The sequence below is a fragment of the Caldivirga sp. MU80 genome (genome assembly GCF_001663375.1).
Taxonomy (GTDB): Archaea; Thermoproteota; Thermoprotei; order Thermoproteales; family Thermocladiaceae; genus Caldivirga.
On record NZ_LCTF01000014.1, the window covers coordinates 1 to 23,349 of the forward strand.

At 48.2% G+C, this 23,349-nt stretch carries 31 protein-coding genes; 23 read left to right on the forward strand and 8 right to left on the reverse strand.

The annotated features are described in order from the left end of the window. Positions 1–264: 264 nt before the first annotated feature. Both AAX04_RS05300 and AAX04_RS05305 read right to left on the reverse strand, forming a co-directional pair. Positions 265–537: a hypothetical protein gene (locus tag AAX04_RS05300; RefSeq protein ID WP_066795117.1), complete on the reverse strand. Its 273-nt coding sequence runs from the start codon at positions 535–537 to the stop codon at positions 265–267. After that, positions 537–896, reverse strand: coding sequence for a hypothetical protein (locus tag AAX04_RS05305; protein WP_066795118.1), 360 nt, complete (start codon positions 894–896; stop codon positions 537–539). The genes AAX04_RS05300 and AAX04_RS05305 overlap by 1 nt, the downstream gene beginning before the upstream one ends. Positions 897–948: 52 nt before the next feature. On the opposite strand from AAX04_RS05305, the gene AAX04_RS05310 reads away from it, so the two are divergent. The 7 genes from AAX04_RS05310 to AAX04_RS05340 all read left to right on the forward strand — a co-directional run bounded on the left by AAX04_RS05310 (position 949) and on the right by AAX04_RS05340 (position 6,098). Continuing rightward, positions 949–1,356 carry a hypothetical protein gene (locus tag AAX04_RS05310; protein WP_156519713.1) on the forward strand — a complete coding sequence of 136 codons (408 nt, stop codon included), beginning with the start codon at positions 949–951 and terminating at the stop codon, positions 1,354–1,356. Then, positions 1,331–2,416, forward strand: a complete 1,086-nt coding sequence (locus AAX04_RS05315) for a hypothetical protein (RefSeq protein WP_156519714.1) — start codon at positions 1,331–1,333, stop codon at positions 2,414–2,416. Before AAX04_RS05310 ends, AAX04_RS05315 begins: the two co-directional genes overlap by 26 nt. 38 nt (positions 2,417–2,454) lie before the next feature. Then, entirely contained in the window at positions 2,455–4,062 is a 1,608-nt protein-coding gene (locus tag AAX04_RS05320) for an ATPase, T2SS/T4P/T4SS family (RefSeq protein ID WP_066795126.1), read from the forward strand. Further along, on the forward strand, positions 4,007–4,375 hold the full coding sequence (locus AAX04_RS05325; protein WP_162270111.1) for a hypothetical protein: 369 nt from the start codon (positions 4,007–4,009) through the stop codon (positions 4,373–4,375). Before AAX04_RS05320 ends, AAX04_RS05325 begins: the two co-directional genes overlap by 56 nt. A gap of 36 nt (positions 4,376–4,411) precedes the next feature. After that, complete coding sequence (locus tag AAX04_RS05330) at positions 4,412–5,011, forward strand: hypothetical protein (protein ID WP_066795132.1); 600 nt, start codon at positions 4,412–4,414, stop codon at positions 5,009–5,011. Further along, the gene (locus AAX04_RS05335) at positions 5,004–5,525 is read left to right on the forward strand and encodes a hypothetical protein (protein WP_066795135.1); all 522 of its coding nucleotides are present in this window, start codon (positions 5,004–5,006) and stop codon (positions 5,523–5,525) included. The genes AAX04_RS05330 and AAX04_RS05335 overlap by 8 nt, the downstream gene beginning before the upstream one ends. Positions 5,526–5,633: 108 nt before the next feature. Continuing rightward, positions 5,634–6,098: a hypothetical protein gene (locus tag AAX04_RS05340; RefSeq protein WP_156519715.1), complete on the forward strand. Its 465-nt coding sequence runs from the start codon at positions 5,634–5,636 to the stop codon at positions 6,096–6,098. Between the two features lie 68 nt (positions 6,099–6,166). On the opposite strand, the gene AAX04_RS05345 is transcribed toward AAX04_RS05340, so the two are convergent. Both AAX04_RS05345 and AAX04_RS05350 read right to left on the reverse strand, forming a co-directional pair. Then, complete coding sequence (locus tag AAX04_RS05345; protein ID WP_066795139.1) at positions 6,167–6,742, reverse strand: phospholipase D-like domain-containing protein; 576 nt, start codon at positions 6,740–6,742, stop codon at positions 6,167–6,169. After that, on the reverse strand, positions 6,708–7,154 hold the full coding sequence (locus tag AAX04_RS05350; RefSeq protein WP_066795141.1) for a hypothetical protein: 447 nt from the start codon (positions 7,152–7,154) through the stop codon (positions 6,708–6,710). The genes AAX04_RS05345 and AAX04_RS05350 overlap by 35 nt, the downstream gene beginning before the upstream one ends. A gap of 157 nt (positions 7,155–7,311) precedes the next feature. Here AAX04_RS05350 and AAX04_RS05355 point away from each other — a divergent pair, with 157 nt between their 5' ends. From AAX04_RS05355 to AAX04_RS05385, 6 genes are all read left to right on the forward strand, one after another. Beyond that, a complete protein-coding gene (locus AAX04_RS05355) occupies positions 7,312–8,202 on the forward strand; it encodes a hypothetical protein (protein WP_066795144.1) in 891 nt (296 codons plus the stop codon). A gap of 3 nt (positions 8,203–8,205) precedes the next feature. After that, a complete protein-coding gene (locus AAX04_RS05360; protein WP_066795146.1) occupies positions 8,206–9,348 on the forward strand; it encodes a helicase HerA domain-containing protein in 1,143 nt (380 codons plus the stop codon). A 256-nt stretch (positions 9,349–9,604) separates the two neighbouring features. Continuing rightward, the gene (locus AAX04_RS05370) at positions 9,605–9,799 is read left to right on the forward strand and encodes a hypothetical protein (RefSeq protein ID WP_066795152.1); all 195 of its coding nucleotides are present in this window, start codon (positions 9,605–9,607) and stop codon (positions 9,797–9,799) included. Positions 9,800–9,847: 48 nt separating this feature from the next. Next, positions 9,848–10,708 carry a KaiC domain-containing protein gene (locus AAX04_RS05375; RefSeq protein WP_066795155.1) on the forward strand — a complete coding sequence of 287 codons (861 nt, stop codon included), beginning with the start codon at positions 9,848–9,850 and terminating at the stop codon, positions 10,706–10,708. Positions 10,709–10,967: 259 nt separating this feature from the next. Next, positions 10,968–11,291 carry a hypothetical protein gene (locus AAX04_RS05380; protein ID WP_066795158.1) on the forward strand — a complete coding sequence of 108 codons (324 nt, stop codon included), beginning with the start codon at positions 10,968–10,970 and terminating at the stop codon, positions 11,289–11,291. A gap of 89 nt (positions 11,292–11,380) precedes the next feature. Further along, positions 11,381–12,250: a hypothetical protein gene (locus tag AAX04_RS05385; RefSeq protein ID WP_066795162.1), complete on the forward strand. Its 870-nt coding sequence runs from the start codon at positions 11,381–11,383 to the stop codon at positions 12,248–12,250. Positions 12,251–12,296: 46 nt separating this feature from the next. On the opposite strand, the gene AAX04_RS05390 is transcribed toward AAX04_RS05385, so the two are convergent. Next, positions 12,297–12,857, reverse strand: a complete 561-nt coding sequence (locus AAX04_RS05390) for a DNA-processing protein DprA (RefSeq protein WP_066795165.1) — start codon at positions 12,855–12,857, stop codon at positions 12,297–12,299. 68 nt (positions 12,858–12,925) lie between these two features. Between AAX04_RS05390 and AAX04_RS05395 the strand changes: the two genes are divergently transcribed. From AAX04_RS05395 to AAX04_RS12375, 3 genes are all read left to right on the forward strand, one after another. Continuing rightward, on the forward strand, positions 12,926–14,209 hold the full coding sequence (locus AAX04_RS05395) for a hypothetical protein (RefSeq protein ID WP_066795167.1): 1,284 nt from the start codon (positions 12,926–12,928) through the stop codon (positions 14,207–14,209). 219 nt (positions 14,210–14,428) lie between these two features. Then, on the forward strand, positions 14,429–15,973 hold the full coding sequence (locus AAX04_RS12370) for an ABC transporter substrate-binding protein (protein ID WP_066795171.1): 1,545 nt from the start codon (positions 14,429–14,431) through the stop codon (positions 15,971–15,973). Beyond that, the gene (locus tag AAX04_RS12375) at positions 15,915–16,838 is read left to right on the forward strand and encodes a hypothetical protein (protein ID WP_238377811.1); all 924 of its coding nucleotides are present in this window, start codon (positions 15,915–15,917) and stop codon (positions 16,836–16,838) included. The genes AAX04_RS12370 and AAX04_RS12375 overlap by 59 nt, the downstream gene beginning before the upstream one ends. A gap of 193 nt (positions 16,839–17,031) precedes the next feature. On the opposite strand, the gene AAX04_RS05410 is transcribed toward AAX04_RS12375, so the two are convergent. Then, entirely contained in the window at positions 17,032–17,688 is a 657-nt protein-coding gene (locus AAX04_RS05410) for a hypothetical protein (protein ID WP_066795174.1), read from the reverse strand. 51 nt (positions 17,689–17,739) lie between these two features. Here AAX04_RS05410 and AAX04_RS05415 point away from each other — a divergent pair, with 51 nt between their 5' ends. Continuing rightward, positions 17,740–18,177, forward strand: coding sequence for a hypothetical protein (locus AAX04_RS05415; protein ID WP_066795182.1), 438 nt, complete (start codon positions 17,740–17,742; stop codon positions 18,175–18,177). A gap of 403 nt (positions 18,178–18,580) precedes the next feature. Next, entirely contained in the window at positions 18,581–19,078 is a 498-nt protein-coding gene (locus AAX04_RS05420) for a hypothetical protein (RefSeq protein ID WP_066795185.1), read from the forward strand. On the opposite strand, the gene AAX04_RS05425 is transcribed toward AAX04_RS05420, so the two are convergent. Beyond that, positions 19,058–19,498: a hypothetical protein gene (locus AAX04_RS05425; RefSeq protein ID WP_066795188.1), complete on the reverse strand. Its 441-nt coding sequence runs from the start codon at positions 19,496–19,498 to the stop codon at positions 19,058–19,060. The genes AAX04_RS05420 and AAX04_RS05425 overlap by 21 nt on opposite strands. A gap of 101 nt (positions 19,499–19,599) precedes the next feature. Here AAX04_RS05425 and AAX04_RS11880 point away from each other — a divergent pair, with 101 nt between their 5' ends. Continuing rightward, positions 19,600–19,770: a hypothetical protein gene (locus tag AAX04_RS11880; RefSeq protein WP_156519716.1), complete on the forward strand. Its 171-nt coding sequence runs from the start codon at positions 19,600–19,602 to the stop codon at positions 19,768–19,770. Between the two features lie 15 nt (positions 19,771–19,785). Continuing rightward, positions 19,786–20,046, forward strand: a complete 261-nt coding sequence (locus AAX04_RS05430) for a hypothetical protein (protein ID WP_066795190.1) — start codon at positions 19,786–19,788, stop codon at positions 20,044–20,046. Here AAX04_RS05430 and AAX04_RS05435 read toward each other — a convergent pair. After that, positions 20,009–20,425 carry a hypothetical protein gene (locus tag AAX04_RS05435; RefSeq protein ID WP_066795192.1) on the reverse strand — a complete coding sequence of 139 codons (417 nt, stop codon included), beginning with the start codon at positions 20,423–20,425 and terminating at the stop codon, positions 20,009–20,011. The two genes, AAX04_RS05430 and AAX04_RS05435, sit on opposite strands and share 38 nt — an antisense overlap. A gap of 50 nt (positions 20,426–20,475) precedes the next feature. Here AAX04_RS05435 and AAX04_RS05440 point away from each other — a divergent pair, with 50 nt between their 5' ends. The 3 genes from AAX04_RS05440 to AAX04_RS05450 are packed head-to-tail and all read left to right on the forward strand — an operon-like array spanning position 20,476 to position 23,338. Next, positions 20,476–20,799: a hypothetical protein gene (locus tag AAX04_RS05440; protein WP_066795194.1), complete on the forward strand. Its 324-nt coding sequence runs from the start codon at positions 20,476–20,478 to the stop codon at positions 20,797–20,799. Next, positions 20,796–21,314 carry a hypothetical protein gene (locus AAX04_RS05445; protein ID WP_066795202.1) on the forward strand — a complete coding sequence of 173 codons (519 nt, stop codon included), beginning with the start codon at positions 20,796–20,798 and terminating at the stop codon, positions 21,312–21,314. The genes AAX04_RS05440 and AAX04_RS05445 overlap by 4 nt, the downstream gene beginning before the upstream one ends. After that, positions 21,311–23,338 (forward strand): helicase HerA domain-containing protein, encoded by a 2,028-nt coding sequence (locus AAX04_RS05450; protein ID WP_066795205.1) that lies wholly within the window; start codon positions 21,311–21,313, stop codon positions 23,336–23,338. Before AAX04_RS05445 ends, AAX04_RS05450 begins: the two co-directional genes overlap by 4 nt. Positions 23,339–23,349 lie beyond the last annotated feature (11 nt).

The following is a 23,349-nucleotide window of genomic DNA, read 5'->3' on the forward strand; positions in this document are numbered from 1 at the left end:
CAAGCAATCCCCTAACCCTATCTGAGTAGGCCATGGTTGGGTTGTGTGGTTGGTTTTATTATCTTTGTGGTGTTGCTTTAAAAGTAGGATTAGTATCCAGCGCCGTGAGGGTGTTCAGCGAGGTTATAGGTGAGGCCGTGGAGCTGCCTGATAAGCCAAAGAGAATAGTGCCCCTAAGCCCCTGAAGGGCGAGGTTTTCCCCATGTGTATAACCAACACCCTACCCTCATTTTCACTTGGCTTGACAACAATCCTCACTGCCACTCACCTAGGGCATGAGAGGTGGGCAGTGGCATTCTGGTAAATGTAGATTAGGCACGGGCCACACTGGTACAGGCCAGATGCATTAATGTAAGGGTTGATTACAGTACCCCCAGGGCAGTAATACGTCCCATTAATCTCAGGTGGGGTGTAGGCCCTAATGGCATTAGCCCAGCCGATAGCCTGCTGGGCACTGACCATGAATATCATGAAGCCAATCACCCCAGCGAATATAATCCCAATGAAGGCTAGGATTAGGGGAGCCTCAATAGCCATTACCCAACCACCTCAACAGGCTCCTTAGAAACACCCTCAAGCCTATAAATACAGTACCTGTAGGGCGCTGGGGCATAACCAACACCACACTGGAGTAACTGAACCTGCCCACTATCAACACTAATGAACTTACCATCACTCGTGATGAAGCCTCTAATAACTGGCTTGTAAGTCCAAACGACCTCAACAATCCACGTGTTAGGCTCAGTCTCAACGCCAGCCACGAGTGTTGTGACTGCTTCAAGTTGGTGGGTGAAGCCAGTCTGGTAGCCTGTTAGAATGTAGAACACTACCCCGAGTACCACTGCCGCCATTACTACTATTATTACCCCGATTACGGTCTCACTGACGGCGCTCATTAATGCCTCCTGGCTTAGTCAGGCTAATTAGCCTAGCATGCCTAACCCACTCATGTCGTTTATAGAGAGGGTTGAGGATGCGAAGAGGCTCCTGGGCACGCTTGAGCAAACCAAGCCAATGAGCCAGCCAGCTAAGTCAAGTGCCCCAAGCCCAATCGAGTACCTTAAAGCCCTCTACCTACTCCTCAGCTACCAAGACACTGGGTTGGACTTAAGGAGCGCAATACTGGGTACACTCAGGACGCCTCAGGGCTTGTTGAAGCTGGCGAGTGCAATCAATATTGATGGGTTGAGTGGTGAGAGGCTTGTTGAACTCCTCAGGAAGGCTAACGTACCCGAGGACTGCCAGGCTAGGCTACTCACGGCATTGCTTATTGAGGCTAGGCAGGGTGTTGAACCGTGGTTGGCTGAGTTAATCAACATGGTGATTGGTGGTGAGGGTAAGGCTAAAACTGCCTGATATAATGTTGGGGCAGAGGGTTGAGGACTTAGTATTCACCTTGAAGGCGCCGTTGGTTGGTTGGAGGGAGGCTACTAGGGGACTGCGGAGGCTTAGGAGGATTGCCGAAATCATAGCCTACACTCCCAATGCTAGGACTTATGGTAGGCTCATTAGGCAGGCTTACCTGCTTAAGGTTGCTAGGGACATTGAGGGTGGGGCTAGTATTGAGGCGTATTTCCAGCAACTCTTCAGTGAGGTTAGGAGGAGGCTCACTACGGATGCTGGGTTAATTGGCGAAATGTTCAATGTTGTACTAGTCACTGTGGTAATGATGACAATGATGGCTAGTATTGGGATACTCGGCTTCAGCGGGATGATAATAATGGGGTTAATGGGGATTGTTGGGCTCTTCTTCATGCCTCGTACCCACTACTTTGTGATTGATGACACTGACATTATTGGCATTATTGCGGGCATTGTGGCTGGGGTTTTGGCAATGCTGTTCGTTGACGGGTACCTAGCCACAGCACTCCCACTACTAGCCTATGGCTTGTTCAAACTACCGAGCATAACCTACGACCTGAGGCTTAGGGCATCACTACCAATCAGGGTTATGACGAGCTTCAATGAATTGCTCACTAAGCCTAACCCAACCCCAGTCCGTGACCTGAGTCCAATTGAGCATGATTTAATCCCACTCTGGCGTGAGGCTAAGGCGACTGGCACGCCGCTCTTCGTCGGTTGGAGTAATGTCCTTGTGAGTGAGTTCATTGGTGCTGTGCAGAGGACTGTCACCCAGGGCATTATGTTTGGGGCTATGACTGTTGGTGTTGGTGGTGCCTTCAGTATTGGGTTGATGGGCTACTTGGCCAGGATTATTAACTATTCCTCACTTATGCAGGTTCCAGTCTCTGTACCATTCCTGCTTGGTATGCCTCAGGGTGCATTCTACTCGGCAATTGGTAGTGGGCTTGCTGGCGGTATGATTATACAGGACTGGAGGCTAGGCGCATTACTTGGTGGAATCCTCGGTATTGTGGCCTGGTTCGTGCTACATAGCGTATTATTAATCACTTGATGACATTAGCTAATTAACACCTAGTCCTCAAAACCCTAATGCCGTTTGCAAGGGACTACAGGTTCAACACGTACACTTCAGGTGTTGGTGAGGAGGTTGCGATACTTGAGTCCTATGACATTAGGACTAGGTTATTCGCCTTGAAGACTCCTGGTGGCTTCGAGTTCAGGATGCATGACGACTTGAATTACCCTGATATTATCGCCTGTGCTGACTGGGATAAGCTACTAGGCATGCTTAGCCAAGGCATGCCCCTCCCAAAGCTTACTAGGCCTAAGACAATTCTAAAGGCTATACCACACAGGCTACTGAGAGGGATTAAGAGGGCTGATGTGGTTGAGGTTGCCGAGGAGTTGGCTAGGGTTTTCAAGAGGTGGTACCTCGGCTTCGGGGTACTTGACCCACTATTGAGGAGTGAGGTGTTCAATGATATTGTTGTGGATAAGCCTGGTGATGATGGGAGTGCGAGGGTTTACATTAGGGGTAGTCAATACGGTGATGCATACCACCCACTAATCCTTGAACCAAACCAGTGCCCAAGCCGTAGTGATGACGAGCCGAAAAGGGGCTTATTCTCAATATTCTCAATATTCAGGCAATCAACAACAACTGACAGTGAACAACCACCAACGTTCAACGAGTACATCCTAGACCGTGCCAGTGAGCTAACGAGGACGCCTGTAACGAGTTATGCCCCAGCTGGCATGGCAACCTACACTGACCTGAGGCTCAGGATAACAATGCTAGCTGACCCAATCAGCCAGTACACTGTGGCATTTAGAAAGCACCCGTCATCATACTGGACTTTGCCAAAATTAATAGCCCTAGGCTCAATAACACCAGCCCTAGCCGCCAAGCTCCTAGTAGCCACCACAGGCGACCCGAATTGGGTTGAGAACGGTAGGAAACTAGCCCTACTGGCAATTGGGGAAATGGGTTCAGGCAAAACCACCCTAACAGCCGCACTGGCAAACACACTCCCACCCGATGAGCGTGTCGCCTTCATCCAAGACGTTGATGAGTACCAGCCACTCCCAATACGCAGTGTCGTAACGCTTAACACTAGGAGTGCCACTGGGCTTGGCGTCAGGGAGATCACCAAGGCTGAATTAATCGCATATGGCATGAGGGTTGGCGCCCAGTACCTAACAGTGAATGAGGTTCTCTCACCTGAGGATGCTAGGGCTTGGGTTTTGGCTATTCTGAGTGGGCATGGTGGCTTCACGACCTACCACACTGATGGTAGGGAGAACTTGATTGAGAGGCTCAGTAGTATGGGTATTGCCAATGTTGAGAGTATTGTGAATAGGAACATTATCATAGTCCTCATGGTTAATAAGAAGGCTAAAAGGGTGTGGTGGCCAAGAGGCCTAAAATGGTGTCCTAACCAGGAGCCCTGCGTTGAGGAGCCTCCCTTTGAGGCTAAGCCTTACCCTGAGGAGTTGGCGAATGCGCTAATTAAGGCTAGTCAGAATTTTGAGGATTATGAGGCTATTAGGCAGGTTTGGCTGGAGTACCGTGGAGTCACCACTCAGCCAGTCAGTATCATCACCGAGGGGTTCAATAGTAGTAGTCAGCAACAGTGGGGTAGTGGTGGCTTCCAAGCCTGGTTCAGGCAAGCCTCCAACAGTCCAGGGGGTTCCTGAGCCTGGAATGTGCCACGTTGGGCGTTACATCCCGTGTGGTAACGATGGTGTTAGTGTTATTCAAGACTGGTGGGGTAGGGGCTTCACGCTTGTTGTTAAAAACATTGGTAGGTTGAAGTACGACCCCGTTAGGGATGGGTTAGGCGAGGGTTATTATTGCCACTACGAGCATGTTGCCTTAATCATCCCAGTCCTACCGATGCCAAAGCCGAGGAGGGTTGATAAGTTGCCTTGGCGTAGTGCCTGTCAGGTTAGTGTTCGTGACCTGCATAGTGCCTTCAAGGCTATTGGCATTGGGGTTGTCCTTCAGTAGTGAATTACTAATTAATTATATTGTAGTGTACTGTTCGTGAGGTGGCTTGTCCTCACTGGGCCTAGGGCTGGGGAGAGGAGTATTAGGGTTTTATCCCCTGTTTCCCTAGCCTACACTGGGACTCCATATTGGTATGTTGTCGAGTTCCCTGAGCCTTGGAATAATTACGAGGGTCTTAGGGTTCTCCTTGAGGAGGCATGGCTTGAGAAGTGCTACCTGTGCAGTATTAGGATTGCCAAGCCAGTGAATGCTATTGTCCCCCTTAGCCAGGTTGAGGCTACCCTTCAAGGTATTCTAACCCGTATTCAGAAGCCTAAGAGGGTGCAGGTTAGGGTTAGGGGTCATGGGAGTGGGAAGGGTGATGGGTTGTATAGGAGGCTTAGGCTCATGGTGGCTAGCCTTGGCATTAGGAGTACTAGCCATAGTGGTCGTAGGCTCATTATTGACGTGGGCATTTGGCCTAGGTGGCTTACTAATGGTGAGTTCACGGTTACGATAAGCCTCTACACTAATGATGGTGTTATTGTGAATAGGGTTAGGGTTGAAAGGGCAAGGAAGGCTAGGCTCAAGGTTAAGGCTAAGTCCAAGCCTGCTCAACCTAATCAACCACAAAGCCAGGTGGCTAACCATGCTTAGGAGGGGGCAGGCAATGTCTTGGGCTATAGTAGCAATAGTAGTAATAGTCTTAGCCATTGCGGTAATTGCAATAATCTACATGAGGACAATGGGTGCAATGAATGCTATGGCGACCCTCACTGGCAGTGGCACAATAACCAGTGATGGTTCACTAACATTAACCGTGACAGCAAGCGGTGGGACTGTTAGAATAAATGGTATAGTCCTATTGAACAGTAGCGGGGTAGTTACGGTTATCGGCATTACACCAGGCTACACTGCCCCACTAACACAAACCTGCATTCTAACAGGAGTCTACATTAACAGTGCCTCAGGTGGCTTGACACCACCCTGGGTACTCCAAAACGGTCAATCAGCAAGCTTCATATTCACTGCGCAATCAGCCACATCCACGAGTACTCCCATTAGGGTAATAGCATCCCTCGATGCAGGCACCAGTGGGTGCAGTAGTGTAAGCCAGGCAATAATCTTCTACAATACTGGTAAGACCACGGTCATCCCCATCATTGGCTGAATGGGCGCCTCCTAATTACCCCCTCAGTGGTATGGTTTCTTGAGGCGTATGGTGAGCCTAAAGCAAGCAAGGCGCCTGCTACAGCCGAAAATGAGGCGTGGGCAAACAATGAGTGATATAATAATAGTAGTGATAGTAATAGTACTGGCAGTAGCGGTAATAGCAATGCTCTTCCTGAGGAGCATGAGTACAATGAATGCAATAGGCACTGCCTCAGGCTCAGCCACACTAGCCAGTGATGGCTCACTACTACTAACAGTTAATGCACAGGGCGGTAAGGTATCAGTCGAGGGCATCGTCCTGGACTCCCCAAATGGAGTCGTATACGCCATAGGCACGGCACCAGGCTATACAGCAACAGCAACCTCAACATCAACCAGTGCTGGCTCCTGTACCCTAAGCGCAGTCTACATTGCCAGTTCTTCAGGCTCCATAACGCCACCGTGGGTACTGCAGAATGGGCAGTCAGCAAGCTTCACATTCAAACCAGGCGCCTCTGGGGCCTGTAGCCAAGTGACGACTGTAATAATCTTCTACAATGGAGGCAAGATGCTTCAAATAAGTGTTGGCTAATCGGGCTTAGGCCTGGGTTCAAATAAAATCAAAATCTTCCCTTTTTTGCCTTCCTCACTCCTAGTGAGTTATGCTTGGAATGTTTTGACTAGCCTTGAGGCCAGTTCACTGTCCCTAAACCAAGCCCAGCATTCAATGTTACTATGCAATCCATGCGTTGTGAGGTTGGCACTGCCAATACCAACCAACCCATCCTCAGGTATGATAATTGCCTTAGCATGTAGATTATTGATTACCCTAATTGATAGGTTGGGATGCACTTGCCTTGCCTTAACCCTCGAACCCTTGTATATTAACCACGCTCCTGGTGCCAGTAGGACTAGGGTTAGTGGTGATAGTACAGTGAAGGCTATGCCAATCATGATTAGTAGGACTCCAGTGGCTAGTACAGTACCCCTTGAGCCTTGGCCAGTTCCCAGTAGCCTCATTGCTGAGGCATGGCTCCTGTTACTGGTATCACCTGTCGTTACCAAGTGTATTTTAGTACCGTGGTTGGCTAGGTGTATTATTAGCCTTGCTGTCTCTGGGCTTAACCACGGGCTTATAATGTAGGCTTCCCTAGCCCTGTATAGTTTGGGTATTATGAAGTCGTATAGCCCCTGCCCGCATTCAACCTGTGGTTTTGAGGCCTGTACCTGGGCCATGTGTTAGCCTTGGATGCTCCTTAATTAGCCTCAGGATTGGAGTATTGAGGACAATGCCAATAATTACACCGCATGCCACTACCAGCGGGATGTTTGTGTAGCCAACTATTAGAACGTAAGCGTTTGAGGCTACGACTGCCATCCTCAAGCCATTTGCAATGTTAAGTGTTGTTAAGCCTATGAGTCCAATAACCCCACCTTGCCTTGCCATAAGGTAGAATATTACTGCAATACCAACAGTGAGGAGGTCATCAGCCACCAGTCCAATTACACCATAGTGGCTTATAAATGCCCTGGTTAATTGTCCTTCCTCAACACCACCGAGGAGTATGACGCCAATGTATGTCTCAACACCATCAATTACGGCAAGGGCAATGGCGAGGGCTAGTGAGGCTTCGGGACTGTACTTCATCATGGGGTTAATGGGGTTATGCTAATTAGGGGGCTTCACGGTTAGGCAATTGCCCGAGGTCGGGTTGTGGGGGGTGTTCCCGACTCGGAGCGGGCTGGGGTGGGGTTAATCCCCACCGTTGGGTTCTTCTAATTAATACCAAGCCTGGCAAAGGCTTATGGAGAATGGGCCAGTAATAGCACTCTTCATGGGGAGTGGGAAGGGTGGTGTAGGGAGCAGTACTATCACGGCTAACGTTGCATGGCTCACGAGTCAGAGGATGCCAGCTGGTGAGGATGTTGGGGTTATTGATGCTGGTTATGGGGTTAATGCTACATTGAGTAAGCTCCTTGGTGTTGGCTTCAGTGATGGGGGCATGTGCGTCAGCACTGGGCTTTATGATTATATTCTCGATGTTAAGGGTGGTACACAGGTTAGCCCTGTTCAGCGTGAGAAGCTTAGGGTAATTGGCCCAGGATGCCTTAACATTGACGCAATCAACTGGGGGCTCCCAGAACTAGTGGCTGCCTTCAATAAGAACCCTGATGCTGTCGTGAAGTACATTCAGGATAGGGTTGTTAGGCTCATTACAATGCTCCAGGAGTCAAAGGAGGGTAAGCAGGGGTTGAGGGTTAGGGTTGTCCTAATCGACCTGCCCTCAAGCGCCTTCAGGCCACTTGCATGGAGCCTCATAAGCCTAGCTGACATTGTCTTCATTATTGGTGAGTGGGGTGATGTGCATGTTCACGAGGTTAATGATGCCCTGAGCCTTGTTGAGGGTGTTGCGAAGATTGTTAAGAGGAGGATTGCCACTTATGTTATAATAAACAAGGCACTCCCAATATCGGATAGTGACATGAGGAGGCTCATAACCCACACCTACGATGGCTTGATAACACTACCATATAGTCGAGTAGTGCACGCCCTCACTAGCCTTAGGAGGGACTTGGCGATTAGGTATGCTGGTGACATGCAGGCTAGGAGGGAGGTTGAGTACAGGGAGTGGAGTGATGGGGTTAGGAAGGTAAGTGATATAATCCTAGAACTAGTACGGAGGAGGTGGGGTTGAATTGTGGAGCCAGGCGACCTAATAAGCATGCTCAAGATGAATGAGAGCCATGCAATAATCATTGGGGCTCCTGGTACTGGTAAGACTACCCTAATCAAGGCAATGATTAATGCCAAGCCAGAGGAACGCCTCCTCATTGTGGACTACCTAGGAAACTACCGTGGCTATACTAGGTACCATGGGCCATTCCCAATCAACCCACTCGAATTCATTAGGCCAGACGACATGATTGATGTTATTACACAATCCATTGAGGCAACGTACTCAGAAATGGATAATCCCTGGACTCCAGCACAGCAGATGATTGTTGGGAACTGTTTCAGCGAGGAGCAACCTGAGGGCTTGGCTAAGAGTAAGTCGTCCTGGTACCCAGCCCACTCGATACCCGAACTCATTGCCTGTGTTAGTGAGCATGAGTATAGGAGTATGGATGATGAGAATGCTAGGAAGGCTGTTGTTAGGAGGGTTCGCTTCTTCAATAACCTCCTCTGGGCTACTAGGACTCATGGCTTGCTTAAAGCATGGCTTCTTGGCAGGCTTAATGGGAGTATTAGTATTGACCTCAGTGGTGTCAGCCTACCTGAGGCAGTGGCATACGTGTATGCACTCCTAGCCATTATTGCCAGGGGTAGGGTAGTCAAGCCAAGTATTGTAGTTGTTGATGAGGCGCATTACTTCATGAGGATTGAGAATAGCCTATTCGAGGAGGCTGTTAGGGTGGCTAGGAACCTTGGGATTAATATTATTGCCATTACCCAGGGGTTCAGTGATATTGAGAATAGGCAGAGCCTTCTTGAGCTCTTCAAGACCTTTGTAATATTCCCAACAATTACAATGTTGTACAATGGGAATAGGATGCTTTTCGATATTAAGCCCACTGCCTTCACTGAGCCTCACACTGCCTTTGTGGTAATCCTTGCAACCAATGCAGAGTTCCACAGGAGGTTCATAGCCAGTACTAGGAATGGCCCAGTCTTGAGTACTACCATTAGGGTTGAGCCTAGTAGGCTTAGGCCACTCCCCAATGCGCTCGTCATTGATGGTGTTAGGACTAGCCTTCCCTCATATGATGGTAGGGTTAGGGATTATATTGCGAGGAATATTGCCCCACTAATCCAGGCAGAGGCTGGGATTGTTCTTAGTTAGTAAAGCTTATTTGAGGGGGCATGCCTTACAACTGGATGCCCAGCTGGGCGAAATCCAAACTCCTTACGGGAATAGGCGTAGGTGTAGGTGGGGGGATTGTTGGTGGTGTAGGTTGGCATATAATGGCCGTTCATATAGACCCCCCAGGAATTGCGATGTATGCTGTTGAGGCAGTGCTGGTGACAGTACTCATACTCCTTAGGAAGCCTAAAACCCCCCATTCTCCTAATTTTAACCTGATTCCTACCCTAACCCGATGCCCACCACTAGCCTAAACAAAACCCAAACCTTGAAGAGGCTCTTCAAGGGGTATATTGACTGTATAACAGGTTGGGCCCCAGGAGATTGTGAGGCATTGGCCAAGGAAATCGAGAGGATTGCCACTTCAATGAATAATGAGCTGGCTAGAGATGCCCTAAGGATAATTGAGAGTGGTGGCTATGAGTTATGATGAGGAAACGGGCTTCCAAACTAATTAACCCCCAAACACATTAACCCCATGGCTCAAAGTACAACCCAAACAACCCAAAACATTGTAAGGGAACCCTTTGGGATTGAGGCACTGGATACAGCTCTCGAGGGTGGGGCACCAAGGGGTACTTGGGTACTAGCCACAGGTGAACCAGGCGTTGGGAAAAGCATTTTGGCAATGCACTTCGCATGGGCTGGGTTGCAGAATGGCGAACCAGTAATCTATGTTACCACTGAGTCGAGCTTCAAGGATATTGTCAGGCAGGCTGACCAATTCAACATGAGGTTCATGGACTACAGGCCAGTAAGCCTCGTTGATGCGCTTACTGGTCGTGTTAAGGTTAAGCCAGGTGAAGTAAACCTAGTAGTCATCGACCTATTCGGCCTTTATAGGCAGTATAGGGAGATGCTTAAGGCCAGTGAGGAGGAGGGTGAGGGTGAGAGGGGTAGGAGGCCGAGTAGGGCTCTTAGCATTGAGGTTCTTGAGGCTAGTGTGGCTAAGGCGTATGAGCTCCTTGGCTTTGAGGAGGGTAGGCCTAGTGAGCCGAGTAGGCTAATCATCGACTCAATGACGGCCTTCTGGGCTGATAAACCAGCGATGGCTAGGGCTTTTAGTTACAGGCTTAGGCAGGCATTGTACAGGCAGAACATTACGGCCCTCCTAACAAGCCAATACGCACCAACAACAGAAATGAGCTTCGGCTTTGGCCTAGAGCACATTGCAGACGGCATTATCCACATGTGGATGGATAATGTAACGGAGGTTAAGGAGGTTAGGAGGTGGCTAATAATAAAGAAAATGAGAATGACAAACCACTCCAAAAAAGCATACAAAGTAGAAATACAACCAGGGAAGGGAATAGAACTCGAGGAGTATGAGAATGAATGATGGACTTTATTTAATTCTAACCAGACTTGCATGCAAAGGCTTTTAATGGGGTTTTCGTAAGAATGCCTGGTGATTCGGAGTTTAAGTTTGCCGGTGGTGTCTTGAGTTTCAAATTCTCGTTAATGGCTCATCACTCAATTTTATAGTGGCACCCATTAACACCATACCACAACTTTACAACATATGATAATATTTAAATAATCCAAGAGTGTTGCTGGAGTGTGGATAAACCAAACCGATACTTGGTAAGGGTGGTGGTTTGAGTAGGGTTGTTGGTGAGGTTAGTAATGCCTTCGCCCAGGTTTATAAGAGTATCTTGGCCTCGCCTAGTGGTGTCTTCATGTTCCTCATTGCACTGCCGAATAGGTCTGGTACTCTTGCTAGGTTGACTTCAAGGCTTGCTGAACTGAACCTAAACCTAATCACCACCTACGCATACTCAGTAAGCGAAGACTTAGCAATGGCACTACTGGTTTACGAAGCCAAGGACAGCCTATTCGAAAAGGCAATAGAAGAATTAAGAAAAGGAGGAGCAGTGGTAAGGGAAGCATACGAAATAAAGATCACTAAAGCAGTAACTTAATGGTGTGGAGGTTTTTAAACGCATTAAAAACGCCTTAGGTTATTGGGTATGGTTTACCCTAATTACCCTGTTTCCTGTTTCCTTATTGTATGCCCCAGGCTTTGAGCCTTGAAACTCCCGAAACCTTAACCATGGGGGAGTTGAGGAGGAGGTTGGAGGGTTTTGATAAGGATGAGTACACTGGGAGGTATGTATTGAAGGTTAGGGGTCTTGGGGATGTTTTTGTGAATGGTAATGTTATTAAACGCTTCAAGAGTATTGAAGTGGCTTTGCAGGCTCCAGGTGACTGGCTGGCTAGTGTTAGAATGTGGCAGGGTGAGTACTGGTTGTTTAGGATTGCAAGCCCTACCTATGTTGAGGTTCCTGGTACCGTGGTTTTGAGGGCTGTTAAGAGTGTACTGCCTGGTGTTGAGAAGTTTGGTCGTTGGGAGGCTGAGAGGCTTTGGCAGTATGAGGGGGCGGAGTATGGTGAGGTTACAGGTGTGTTGGGTAGGGATTCCCACCCGAGGGTTGGGGAGTTCAAGTACATACTCCGTGTAACGTGGGGTGACGATGGGTACCATGCTTTTCGGATTACCAAGACTATTGGGGTTGTGGTTTGTGAGAATGGTTTAGTAATGGGTGAGGATAGTTACACCAGGGTCTTTCACTCAAGGCTCAATAAGCCGTTGCCTGATAAGGTTAGGGAAATCATTAATAGGATTGTGAATATTATAAACATGGAGAGGCCAAGTGGTGATATCGAACGCCTAATGCGCCCCATTGAGCCTAAGACTGTTGAGGATTTGAGCAGGCGCTTCCCAGACTTTCAAAGGTTATATGCAGAGTATAAACCTCAGTATGGTGACACGCTACTAACCGTAATGCAGGCCTTAGGGTGGATAGCCACTCATGGTAGCGCTAGGAATAGTGAACGTGCGATAAGCAGTATGAACAAGCTCATTGCAAGCCTGAACTAAACTCCCCCACTCATCCTAACCCCATTAACCATGCCCCCAACCCCAATCACCTAAGCCTCTTCAGCTCGGACAACAACTCCCCCACACTCGATACTGGACTAACACCATCACCCACCATTATCCTAAAAGCCTCAAGGACATCAAGGTCATTGACAAGTGGCTTGAATATGAATGCAAGCTTACCACGCATTACCCCATATTTAACAACAGTGTACCATGTCCCACAACAAGCCTTCTTTGCCGTACCACTACGAGCCTCAGGGACAATAATAGCCTTAGCTAATTCGGCAATAACCTTATCCCTCTCCACAAAGTACCTCCTGGAGAGATTCTTACACTGGTACGGGCTAATGTATGCCCCACCTGGGCTAGGCTTCTCAATGCCAGTTAGGCATGGCTTAACAATAGTGTATGGCACATTAAAGGCAATAGCATACTTAACGGCAATTGAATCAACGCCAATAGCCCCACCAGTGATTACACTGTAACCACCCTCACCAAGCGCCTTAACCAACTCCCTAACTAACCCATCAACGGCACCTGATGGTCTCCTTGTCCCAACGATGGCGATGGCGTCCTCAAGTTTAGGCTCCCCGATTATTATCATCATGTTTCATTATGCCTGAGTGTTAATTAGTCTCATCCTAATTACCACTAGCCCCCTAAACCAAACCCATGAAGGGCACAATCCCAATCCAAACCATACCAATAATGGCAATAGTACTAGTCATGGCAAGCCACGTGGCAGTTGCAGGCACAGTGGCAACAATCAACCTAACCAACACTGGCCTCAACGACTACACGCTAACCCCAATCAACAATACTACAATACTATTCTACTACGCACCAGCAGTCTTCGGCATTGCACTAAGCCTAAAAGGCTACTATATTGGCAATTGCCAATTCACCCCAGCCTATCCACCCCAAACAATCAATACCGTTGAGCCTGAACTAGTGAGGATGCCAAACGGTACATTAGCCTTAATGTGGCTCAGCGTCTATGGCAAGTACCCTAATGTCACAATAGTACTCCAGGAGTCTAGGCTTGTTAATGGGCATTGGGGAAGCCCAATCAACATTACTCATAGTGGCATTGTACTAAGTTACAGTAGTGATGGGGAGTACATCTACATTGACTATCAGGCTAAGCCAGGCTTAGACTACCAGAGCACAAGAATCCTAGTAACCACAATGAGTGGGGTGGTGCTTAAGACTTACAATGTCCCCGAGGTTGTCAGTATTAGCGCCTACGACATGAATGGTGTACTACTCCTGACCAATGGTAGTATGGCCTTCATCAATCTTAGGAATGGGGCAATTGAGCCAATAAGCCAAAACCTAGTGGCTGGCGTCACGAGAAATGGAGAATACTATACTTATAACCCACAATCCCACATCCTCACTGTCGGTGGGACTCACATTACAATCCCTGGTAACTACAGTGGAGCATACCCAATACCATTCAACAATGGTTACATTATAGTGGCTTGGGGTATTGTAGTGAGCGCCTTCAGGTGGGTGAATAATGCCCTAACACCACTCGCTAACCTGACTAACCCTGGCAATTGGGCTTACCTTGAGGCTGATGGCGTGGTTACTGGCAATACTGCCGTTATCGCATTCCTCAATACCTACAACATGCGCCTATACGTTAGCATAATACCACTGAATGAAGCATCCTGTACACCAAGCCTTAAGGGCGCTGTCACGGCAACGGCCCCAGTTACTGCGGCTGTTACCACTGTCACCACGACGGTTACTAGGATTGTGAGTAGTGCCACGGTTGTTACTAAGACCACCACGGTATATGTTAATACTACTATCACGGTGCCTGCCCCAGGGACTGCCACGGTTAGGGCAAGTGGCTCAGGTGTACCACTCATATCCGTTGTGGTGGTAGTGGTTATTGTAGCCGTTGTGGTGTTCCTTGTGGCTAGGAGGCGCTACGCCTGGCTGTAGGCTAAACACAGTCCTGCATTATAGGCTGTGAACCTGATTGCCAGTGTTGAGCCTCTTGAACAGGGGTAATTAGCTGAACTTATACATATAGGTCTTGTTTGTGATGCTTTAATGGATACTTTGCAATATACCTAAAATTTATATTGGGTTGCATTAGGATGCAGTTAAATGATGAGCAATACTTATAAGTTAGTTAAAATTAAATTGAAGCGAGATTCTATGAGTAGGATCCTCACACTCCTATTGGTGATTGTGGCGGCACTGGCCATATCTGTAAGCATCACAATAACACATGCGGCCTCCCCACCTCAAATAATTAATGCCAACCCAACTACACTGGTTTATGCCCCTGGTACGCCTGTTTGGAATCCTTATGCTTCAGGTAACTTAATAGGTACTTCAATATCATACATGCCCCTCGCCATGTATAATCAATTCACAGGTGTCCTTTACCCTGTCTTGGCTGTGAATTGGACTCTCTTCCCGCAGAATAAGACCTTTATAATTTATCTTAGGCATGACTTGTATTGGTTTAATGGTTCTGCTGTTATGCCCTTCACTGCCTGGGATGTTTATGCTGAGTTTTACATTGGTGTTAAGGCCTTTGGTTGGTATTACCCATTCCTAAACGCATCATTAGTAGACCAGGAAATCAGGGTACTGAATAACTACACCATTGAATTCGTGTTTAATGAATGGAGTCCACAACAACCATACTACATACTAACAACTGAAATATCCACACCATGGCCAGTTTGGAAACCCATCGTTGACAAGCTTAAAACCATGAACGCCACCCAAGCTACGAAGTACTCATTTAACGTAACTGAGTTTGTTGCACCGTACTGGGGCCTCGCACCTTACTATGTATCATCAATAAGTTCAAGTTACATAACTCTTAACCTTGAGCCAATGTACTATAATGGAGTACCTTTACTGGCATCCTGGCTTAAGGTGTTCCCATTCTCATCCTGGAGCCTATACTCACCCACATTCATAATATGGTTTACGGGTGGTAATACCCAATCGATGACTGCCATGATGGGTGGTAAGGCTCAATACTCCTGGGTTGGCCTATCACAACAGCAGGTTATTACTGTTGAGAACGCTGGTGTTGGTGTTATGTTAACGCCTGACTTTGCCATTGCGGCATTGATCACTAGTTCACTAGTTTATCCATTTAATATTCCTCAGGTTAGGCAAGCCTTCCTATACATTATTAATAGGACTGAGGTTGCTGAGTCATGGGGGTTAATGGTCACGTTCCCAACGTGGGTTAATACGCCAACAGAGTACTACACGTTGAATAATAGTTGGAATGGTGTCCCAGAGGTCTTGGCACTGTATCCTAAGCCATTGGTTGATGAGGTAATAGTTTACAATGTTAACTGGACTTATGCTGCTCAACTCCTTGAATCGGCTGGGTTGTATAAGAAGGGTAACCAGTGGTATCTACCAAACGGTACTCCACTAACCCTTGAGATAGTGACGCCATCGGGTTGGACTGACTGGGTGACGATGGCATCCGTAATGGCTAATGAGTTGACTGAGTTCGGTATACCAACAAAGGTGATTGCCGTTGATACTGGGGTTTACTGGGGTACGTTATTCTGGGGTACTTCATGGGAAGCCGCTGAAACATGGGTTCCATGGGCTAAGGGTTGGAGTAGCATTTGGATGGGGTGGAATTGGCCATGGTGGGTTTTTGGGTGGTACGTACCAGTGGAATGCTGCATACCCAATAGCCTTCCCGAAGGTTGTTAACCATGAGTTGGTTGGGTGGTACTGTGAACCAGTTACAATAACTGATTTACCAATACCCAACGGTACTATCGTGACTTGCGTTAACTCAACCTTCGGCTACTTCAACACCACTAACTGGCAGGATGCTGAGTGGGCTGCGGAGCCGGGTAGTGAGGACATGGTGACCTTAGGTAAGGTACTCTTCGCCTGGTGGGAGTACTATGCGCCAGAGGTTGCCCTTGCAAGTGAACTTAAACCACCCATGTACTCAAAGGCAACGTTTGACCCCAACTGGCTATATAAATGCTTACCATTCTCCACGAGAGAAACTATAGTATATCAATCACCCTCGGGATTCCCATGGGGTAGTACGGCTGACTGGCTAGTATATTCAGGTGGTGTTGCACCACCTGGTGAAGTCCCACCTCTGGCGCAGTTGATAGCTAATGGTAGTCTTTGGACTGAGTATCCTCAGTATGCTGCCTTCCTGGGTTTGCCTAGTCCAGATGCCAGTATTCAGTCTTGTGTTGCCTCGTATTTCCATATTCCGTATACTCCAGTCACCACAACCACATCAACAACCACAACAACTACGTCTACAACTACGACTACCACTACTACGACTACTACCCCCGTTACCACCACATCAACAACTACAACCACGACTACCACTACGGCTACGACTACAACTACGGCAGTTTCAACTGTTACATCAACGGCAACGGTGACTAGTACCGTAACTTCAACAATGGCATCAACAACAACAGCAGTAAGCACGGTAACAGTAACAAAACCAGTAATATCAACAGCACTAATCGTTGGAATAGTAGTCATAGTCATTGTTGTTGCGGCTGTGGCTGCGTTAATAGCATTGAGAAGAAGGTAAGCATAGGTTAAACCCCCCTCAAAATCAAATTTCTCCTTCATCTTTTCTCTTTCTTCCCTTCTAACCTGGCAGGGGAGGTTGAACGGCTTGGTGTCTTGAAATGGGTATTTTCTTTTCTTCAAGGCTCTGCTGCAATAATCGAGTATGATGCTTGGTTTTAAGTATTGATTCTATGCGTTATACCGTTTGGGGTTTAGGAGAAGAGGCTTGGTTTTGGGATACGGCATACTAGGGCGTATGGGCATTTAAAACACGAGCGCCCTGGCTTATCTGGAGGCATCCTAATGGCATCCCTCAGGTACTTGAATTGGTACTCACCCATCTTATACAGGGCATCAACACTCTCCCCAACAACAGCATCCCTCATTACAAGGAAAGCCTGGGTAATATTGAAGCCAATAGTCCTCAACCCATACACGTAGATGCTTAACTGTGGCAGTGCCTCATCCATCCTACCAGCCCCATAGGACTTGACTTCAACAATCCCATACTCCCCATTCTTCCCATACAGGATGTCTGGGCGTAGTGTCAAGGGTGCTAGGGCGAATGCCACCTCAACCTTAATATCATCATAGAGGCTCCCATTAGTCTTGTGGAACCATTCAGCGTATGCCTTGTGGATGCGGTTCCCGTAATCCAACCCATCCTCACCACCTTCAAGAATCCAGGAACCATAGAGGATGGTGTTCCAGATAACACAGTGTGGCTTCCCAGCTAGGCTTGGGCCTGGGTTGCTTGGCCCGTCTAGCCAAATGAACCTGCTAATGCGCATTATTGGCTTCCTTGGCTCTCCCTCCTCTGGTTTTGGGTATATTTCTGATACTGTTTTGAGGACTGGTGTCGGGAGCATTAGGGCTTTTTCAGGGCTTAGGCTAATTAGCTGGCATACTGGCTAATACTCATGCCCGAAGGTGGGCCCGAAACTAAACCCGAGGCTAAACAAGGGGAGGCTAAGCCTAGTGAGGCTAAGCCTGAGGAGAAGCCAGAAACTAGCCAGGAGGCGCCTAGGTGGAGGGATAAGGGATACGTTGATTATGATAGTCTAACTCCAGAGACTGCGGCGGTGATGCTTAAAAGAATAAGGGCTAGGATGAAGCGGATTGAGAGAGATATTGATGTGATAATGGCGATATTGAAGTACGGCCCTCAAGGTGGGAGCCAGGGGCAAGGTAGGAGGTATCAAGGTCAGAACCAAGGTGGTGAGGGGCAAGGTAGGTATCAGAACCAGGGTGGGTATAAAAAGAGTTATGGGAATAGGCAGTATGGTAGGTATGGTGGTAGGAGGTATGGGAGTCGTAGCCGGCGCAGGCGCAATGAGGAGGATGTGAATTATGAGTAATGTGCCAAAACTCCCCCTTACATTATTCTTGTATTCATCAACAAACGTCTTCTCCCATTCTCCCATCCCAGAGGGGGTACCCCTGGGAGTGAGTGGTGTCATACAACCCACAACAACTCCACATACTGGCTAATGGTGCACTAGCTCTGGGGGGTGGGGGGTGCGGATGGGAGAATGGGAGAAGACAATCGCCCGTGGGTATTCGGATTGTACCGTATGATGCATTGTCTTAGGTTGATAGCCTGGCTAGGGTTTATGTCAAATGGTTTATGGATTCTCCCATCTGAGTTTTATAATTAACAAACTTGTATGGGAGAATCATGGTGGCCATGGTTAGTATTACTAACAATGGTAATGAGCCAGCCTCCTAATTAGCCAGGCTAGCCAGTATACCGAGACCCTTATGGCGGGGTCTCCAAACTCTCCAAACTCGGATAAGGCTGGGGACAAGGACATAAAGGACGTGTGGGAGAAGCTAATGAGGGGGGAACGTGTGGAGATATTTTCGCATGAGGAGCCAGTACTGACAGTGCCGACTCAAGAGCAAGACACATTCAATATTAGGGTGAGGAGGGCTAAGGAGATTGTGTCGATAAAGAGCGGTGGGTATGAGATTGTAATCAACATGGGCACGAATGATGTTGTTGTCTATGGTAAGGACGGGAAGGAGCTTCATAAATACCACGGTGCCTGCCTTGTGAGGAATCTTACGGGGTTGTTGTTCAAGCTGGTGAAGGTGCCAGAGGAGAACAAATGGGTGTCGGTTCAGCTTAGTAAGAGTATATACGGGGTGAGGAGACTGCAGTCGTGGGTTCTTGGCGTTATCACTAACTTTAGTGTACACATGAAGCACAATCCTCAAGTATGTGACCCAAAAATGCTAGGCGATTCCCCAGCCTGAGCCCATCATAAATGCAGGCGGTTTTTTCAAAATCCCCCCTTCTTTTTCCACCTCATCCTCCTTACTATTAATGAAGCGCTCATAGTCCTTCCTACTATCAACGGTTACGAATAGGTACTCCTTAGGTGGGATTAAGATAATCCCCTTAGTACACTCGACAATACCAGTCTCCTCAGCGGCCTCAGGTGGGATGGCAATATTAACAGCGAAGTCGTCCCTATACGTGGCGCCTGCGAGAATCGGGTAGTCCCAAAGCCAATTCACAGTCTTAGCCTTATCAAGAGTAAGGGTTACCTGCCTCTTACCACAGTGCACTATGCTAATGTACCCCATGCCTGGCATTAGCTTGTACTCTACCTTAAACACCATTAACGGCACTCCTGGCTCCCAGTTTGGGTTACGCCTGACTTCAATCCTCATAAGCCTAAATACTGTGCTCGTGTTTATAAACCGTGTTTTTTGGGATTAATACTAGAATTGAATGGTAAGCCCTAATTAGCCTCAAAAACACAGCCTTAATCATGAAGTGGGCAGTACTCACAATAGGCATAGCCGTAGCGGCAATAGTGAGCGTAGGCATAGTGGGGTTGGGCACGACCCACTACTGCATGCCACCAGTTAAGCACGGCTTCACACCAATGATTTGTAAAATGCCCATGCCACCAGGCATGCCACACGCTAATTACCACTAATAGGCTAGCCCACGCATGAACCATTCAAAAACAATACTAATCCTCCTAAACGGGCAGGCAGTTTACGTGGGTGGTAGTACTGTTAGGGTTCTTGAGGTTGAGGATGTTGAAGCCATTGACGAGGAGGCGTTGAAGAGACTTGCCAATAGGGCAAGTAATAGTGGGGTTAAGTGCATTGAGGTTAAGAGTGTTGGTTCCTTCAAGGTTTATGATTGCACTGAACCAGGTGAGGAGGAGTTCATGGATGAGGTTGAGGACTTGATTGAGGATGAGTAGGCAGGTTGAGGTCGTTTAGGGCTAGGGCAAGCTCCTCAAAACTAGGCAGTGAATGCCAAGTGTACTTGACAATGGCATTATCACTAATCGGCTTGCCCACCAGGAACTCAAGCCTCGTGAGTAACTGCCTTGGTAGCCCACTAACCTCAACCTCAATCTTGAGGATGCGCACCTTCCTCAAGGCGTCATAAAGCTCCCTTGGGTTTGGGTGTTCTGCCTCAAGGATAATGAAGGTGCCATTAGCATCGCATGATTCCCCAATGCACTTCACGGTACCATCACTGGTAATGCTGACATGCTCATTCGTGATAATCCTGAATGTTTTGAGGTTTGGGTTCAAGGTGCCCATGGTTAGGGCTGTTACACGAGCCTTAGGCATCAGGGGTATTGGGCATAATGGCTAATTAGAATCTAGGGCCAGGATTATTAATGAGCCAAGTACCAAAAACCCCAATCATAGCCTTCACTGTTGCCCTAGGCATTGGGCTAACTGTTGTTGTAATCGGGGCTAGTGAGCCATTGAAGCCAGGCATTGGGGCAGTAATAGTACTACTAGCCAGTATAGCCTGTGCGCCAGCCTATGCTTGGCTTAGGCACCCTGGGTTGTTAATTGCAATTGAACTGGGTGTTGGGGTATTCCTCACAATAATCATTGTTAATTTACTCCACGGTATTAGCCCATTAACAAGCCTTGAGTGGTATTACAATGCCCTAAGAGTACTAATTACACCACTGGCCCGATTAACCTCATGAGCCAATCCCCACCACTACCCTTCACCAGTGAGGAGGTTGAGAAGCTTACGAGCCCAACACCAGTCATTAGGCTGAATGCCCTCAAGCCAACCCCAGTTAGGGGTAAGAGGATTCCAGGAATTGATAGGCTCGTTAGGGAGGCTACAAAGTACTGTATTAGGGATAATAGGGAGTTCTGCATGAACATTGCAAGGCAGGTGCTCCTCATTGTTGCCCCAAGTGAGGTTGCCAGAGTCCTCAAGGAGGCTGTTAATGCTGGTGTTCAATACGAGGTTGCACTAGCCTACATTGCCCATGCTCTCAAGGATGGTTGTACTGTTGTTGATAAGCCTGAGGATGTTGGTGATATCCCATGTATTGTTTATAATGGTGAGTTGAGTATTAATACTAAGCCATTGGTTGAGGGTAGGTTCACCCTTAATGAGGCAAGTGAGTTCGGGCCTATTGTACAGCCAGGCCCAAGCCCAAGTCTCCTTGAGAGGCTCACTAGCCTGTTGAGGGGTAGGAGGCCATGAGGTACAGGCTCATTATCCTACTCCTAGCCCCACTCATAATCGGGCTTGTACCACAGGTCAAGCCAATCGCCATTCTAGGAGGCATTATTGGGATACTAGCCCCACAATCCATCATTGAACTCCTCAAGCTTGTTTATGGGGCTAGGCTAATGCCTGAAGTCACAGTAACTGCAAGGGGTAGTCAGGCAATTGTGAGGGTTGGGAACATGGATTGGAGGTTCTACAAGGCTTACCCGAGGCTTAGTATTGAGGTGCATAGGGAGGATGCCATCAAGGCTTTGAACGGTTTAATCGCAACCCTACCCCTCGATAGTACTATGGTCAGCTTCATTAAGATTGGGGGCACCCTCTACATTGGGAGTAGTTCAGATGTCGCCAATATTCTAAACAGGTACTTCCTACTTGAGCCAGCAACACCTCAAGAGGCAGTCAGGCTCTTGGGCAACCCAATGAGCCTAACCAGAAGCCGTGGCTTCATGACACTACTCATAATCACCCTAATCGCCTCAATAATATTCTACGGTATGCCACTGCACTGGCTCTGGGTTGGGGTAGTAACAGGCATACTACTGGTAATAGCACTACTCAAGGCTGGGGCTGGGTTAAGCATAGCAAGGTACACACCATTCAAGACTGGTGTAACCCACAGTGACGCAAGGCACATGAGCCTAGAACCAAGCCAACTCTTGGCTTACGCTGAGCGTAATGCCAGGAGGGACTTCGCCCTAACAATTACGGGTAGCCTAATGGGTAGGGAGAATTATGCGAGTGAACTAGCCCGTGCCATTGATAGGTATCAGCTGACTGGAAGGGGCACGTATGCTCCTAGGATTGATGCACTCCAGGTTACTCATAAGCGTGTCCTAGCTGGGGAAGTGCCCATTAGGTTCGCAATCCTCGGTGACATTGAGGCTCCTGGGATGAGGGTTGGTTTTGGGGCTGTTCACTGGCTTATGGAGCCTGAGTTGAATGGTTTAAGCATGGATGTTACGGCTGTGCCAGTGTTCTATGGTGGGAGTATGATTGCCCAGTCGGATGAGGTTGTCATTGATGTTGGTCGTGATGAGTATGGTAGTGAGGTGAAGATTGGCTTGAACACTGCCCCAAGCCCACACGCCTTGATTGTGGGCCCAACTGGCTCAGGTAAATCTTGGAGTACTGTTAGCCTTATGATGCGTGCGGTAACGAAGTATGGGGTTAGGGTTCTAATCATCGACCCTCAGGGTGAGTACCCTGGCTACTTGAAGGCGCTTGAGCCAATTGTGATTAATGTTAGGGATGCGTTCATTGACTGGCTTGAGCCTGTGACTAGCCCAATTGCTTGGGCTGACTTGGTTAGCCAAGCCGTTAGGCATGCTTACGCTGATGCCGAATTAGCCAGGCTTGTCTTCAATGACTTGGTTAGGCTATACGGGAAAGGTGAGTACCTTGGGTTGCATGAGTCCCTGGATTGGCTTGCGAGGAATGGTGAAGCTAGGCGTGTCTGGTACACTGCCCTTGACTTAGCCCCCAAGTACCCAGTGAGGCTAAGCCAACTCATGAATGCGCCTAATCCAGTTATCATTACCCTTAGGGATGTTATGGTTCACAGGGAGTACGTTAGCCTACTAATGCAGGTGCTATTAGCCAGGGCTTACCACGAGGGGTTGAGCAAACCATTCACGGAGAGGGTTGAGAATATTCTAGCCTTCGATGAGGCTTACCTGATTATTGAATCCCCAATACTAGAGTTGGTTGTTAGGGGTGTTCGTAAAATGGGCTTCGGGATTTGGGTTATTACACAGAGCCTTGGTGATGTGAAGCCTGCTACACTGCAGAACTTCGGCTTCAGCCTCCTACTCCAGGGGCCTGCACCCTATGCTGAGTCTGTTGGGAGGGTCTTCCTGCTTGGTGAGGATAACCTTCGTTGGCTTAGCCAGGCTAATAATCCGAGGGTTTTTGGGGGTGAGTACACCCCAGGCATCCTCATCTACCCACCACGCCCAAGGAGGGTCTTCGTGAGGCTTGAGCCTGTGAAGGGTTAGCCTAATTTAAT

Coding starts and splice junctions, on each gene's coding strand:
- AAX04_RS05300 (WP_066795117.1), bottom strand. CDS start 537: ATGGCTATTGAGGCTCCCCTAATCCTAGCCTTCATTGGGATTATATTC.
- AAX04_RS05305 (WP_066795118.1), bottom strand. CDS start 896: ATGAGCGCCGTCAGTGAGACCGTAATCGGGGTAATAATAGTAGTAATG.
- AAX04_RS05310 (WP_156519713.1), top strand. CDS start 949: ATGTCGTTTATAGAGAGGGTTGAGGATGCGAAGAGGCTCCTGGGCACG.
- AAX04_RS05320 (WP_066795126.1), top strand. CDS start 2,455: ATGCCGTTTGCAAGGGACTACAGGTTCAACACGTACACTTCAGGTGTT.
- AAX04_RS05335 (WP_066795135.1), top strand. CDS start 5,004: ATGCTTAGGAGGGGGCAGGCAATGTCTTGGGCTATAGTAGCAATAGTA.
- AAX04_RS05340 (WP_156519715.1), top strand. CDS start 5,634: ATGAGTGATATAATAATAGTAGTGATAGTAATAGTACTGGCAGTAGCG.
- AAX04_RS05345 (WP_066795139.1), bottom strand. CDS start 6,742: ATGGCCCAGGTACAGGCCTCAAAACCACAGGTTGAATGCGGGCAGGGG.
- AAX04_RS05350 (WP_066795141.1), bottom strand. CDS start 7,154: ATGAAGTACAGTCCCGAAGCCTCACTAGCCCTCGCCATTGCCCTTGCC.
- AAX04_RS05355 (WP_066795144.1), top strand. CDS start 7,312: ATGGAGAATGGGCCAGTAATAGCACTCTTCATGGGGAGTGGGAAGGGT.
- AAX04_RS05370 (WP_066795152.1), top strand. CDS start 9,605: ATGCCCACCACTAGCCTAAACAAAACCCAAACCTTGAAGAGGCTCTTC.
- AAX04_RS05375 (WP_066795155.1), top strand. CDS start 9,848: ATGGCTCAAAGTACAACCCAAACAACCCAAAACATTGTAAGGGAACCC.
- AAX04_RS05385 (WP_066795162.1), top strand. CDS start 11,381: ATGCCCCAGGCTTTGAGCCTTGAAACTCCCGAAACCTTAACCATGGGG.
- AAX04_RS05390 (WP_066795165.1), bottom strand. CDS start 12,857: ATGATAATAATCGGGGAGCCTAAACTTGAGGACGCCATCGCCATCGTT.
- AAX04_RS05395 (WP_066795167.1), top strand. CDS start 12,926: ATGAAGGGCACAATCCCAATCCAAACCATACCAATAATGGCAATAGTA.
- AAX04_RS12370 (WP_066795171.1), top strand. CDS start 14,429: ATGAGTAGGATCCTCACACTCCTATTGGTGATTGTGGCGGCACTGGCC.
- AAX04_RS05410 (WP_066795174.1), bottom strand. CDS start 17,688: ATGCTCCCGACACCAGTCCTCAAAACAGTATCAGAAATATACCCAAAA.
- AAX04_RS05415 (WP_066795182.1), top strand. CDS start 17,740: ATGCCCGAAGGTGGGCCCGAAACTAAACCCGAGGCTAAACAAGGGGAG.
- AAX04_RS05420 (WP_066795185.1), top strand. CDS start 18,581: ATGGCGGGGTCTCCAAACTCTCCAAACTCGGATAAGGCTGGGGACAAG.
- AAX04_RS05425 (WP_066795188.1), bottom strand. CDS start 19,498: ATGAGGATTGAAGTCAGGCGTAACCCAAACTGGGAGCCAGGAGTGCCG.
- AAX04_RS11880 (WP_156519716.1), top strand. CDS start 19,600: ATGAAGTGGGCAGTACTCACAATAGGCATAGCCGTAGCGGCAATAGTG.
- AAX04_RS05430 (WP_066795190.1), top strand. CDS start 19,786: ATGAACCATTCAAAAACAATACTAATCCTCCTAAACGGGCAGGCAGTT.
- AAX04_RS05435 (WP_066795192.1), bottom strand. CDS start 20,425: ATGCCTAAGGCTCGTGTAACAGCCCTAACCATGGGCACCTTGAACCCA.
- AAX04_RS05440 (WP_066795194.1), top strand. CDS start 20,476: ATGAGCCAAGTACCAAAAACCCCAATCATAGCCTTCACTGTTGCCCTA.
- AAX04_RS05445 (WP_066795202.1), top strand. CDS start 20,796: ATGAGCCAATCCCCACCACTACCCTTCACCAGTGAGGAGGTTGAGAAG.
- AAX04_RS05450 (WP_066795205.1), top strand. CDS start 21,311: ATGAGGTACAGGCTCATTATCCTACTCCTAGCCCCACTCATAATCGGG.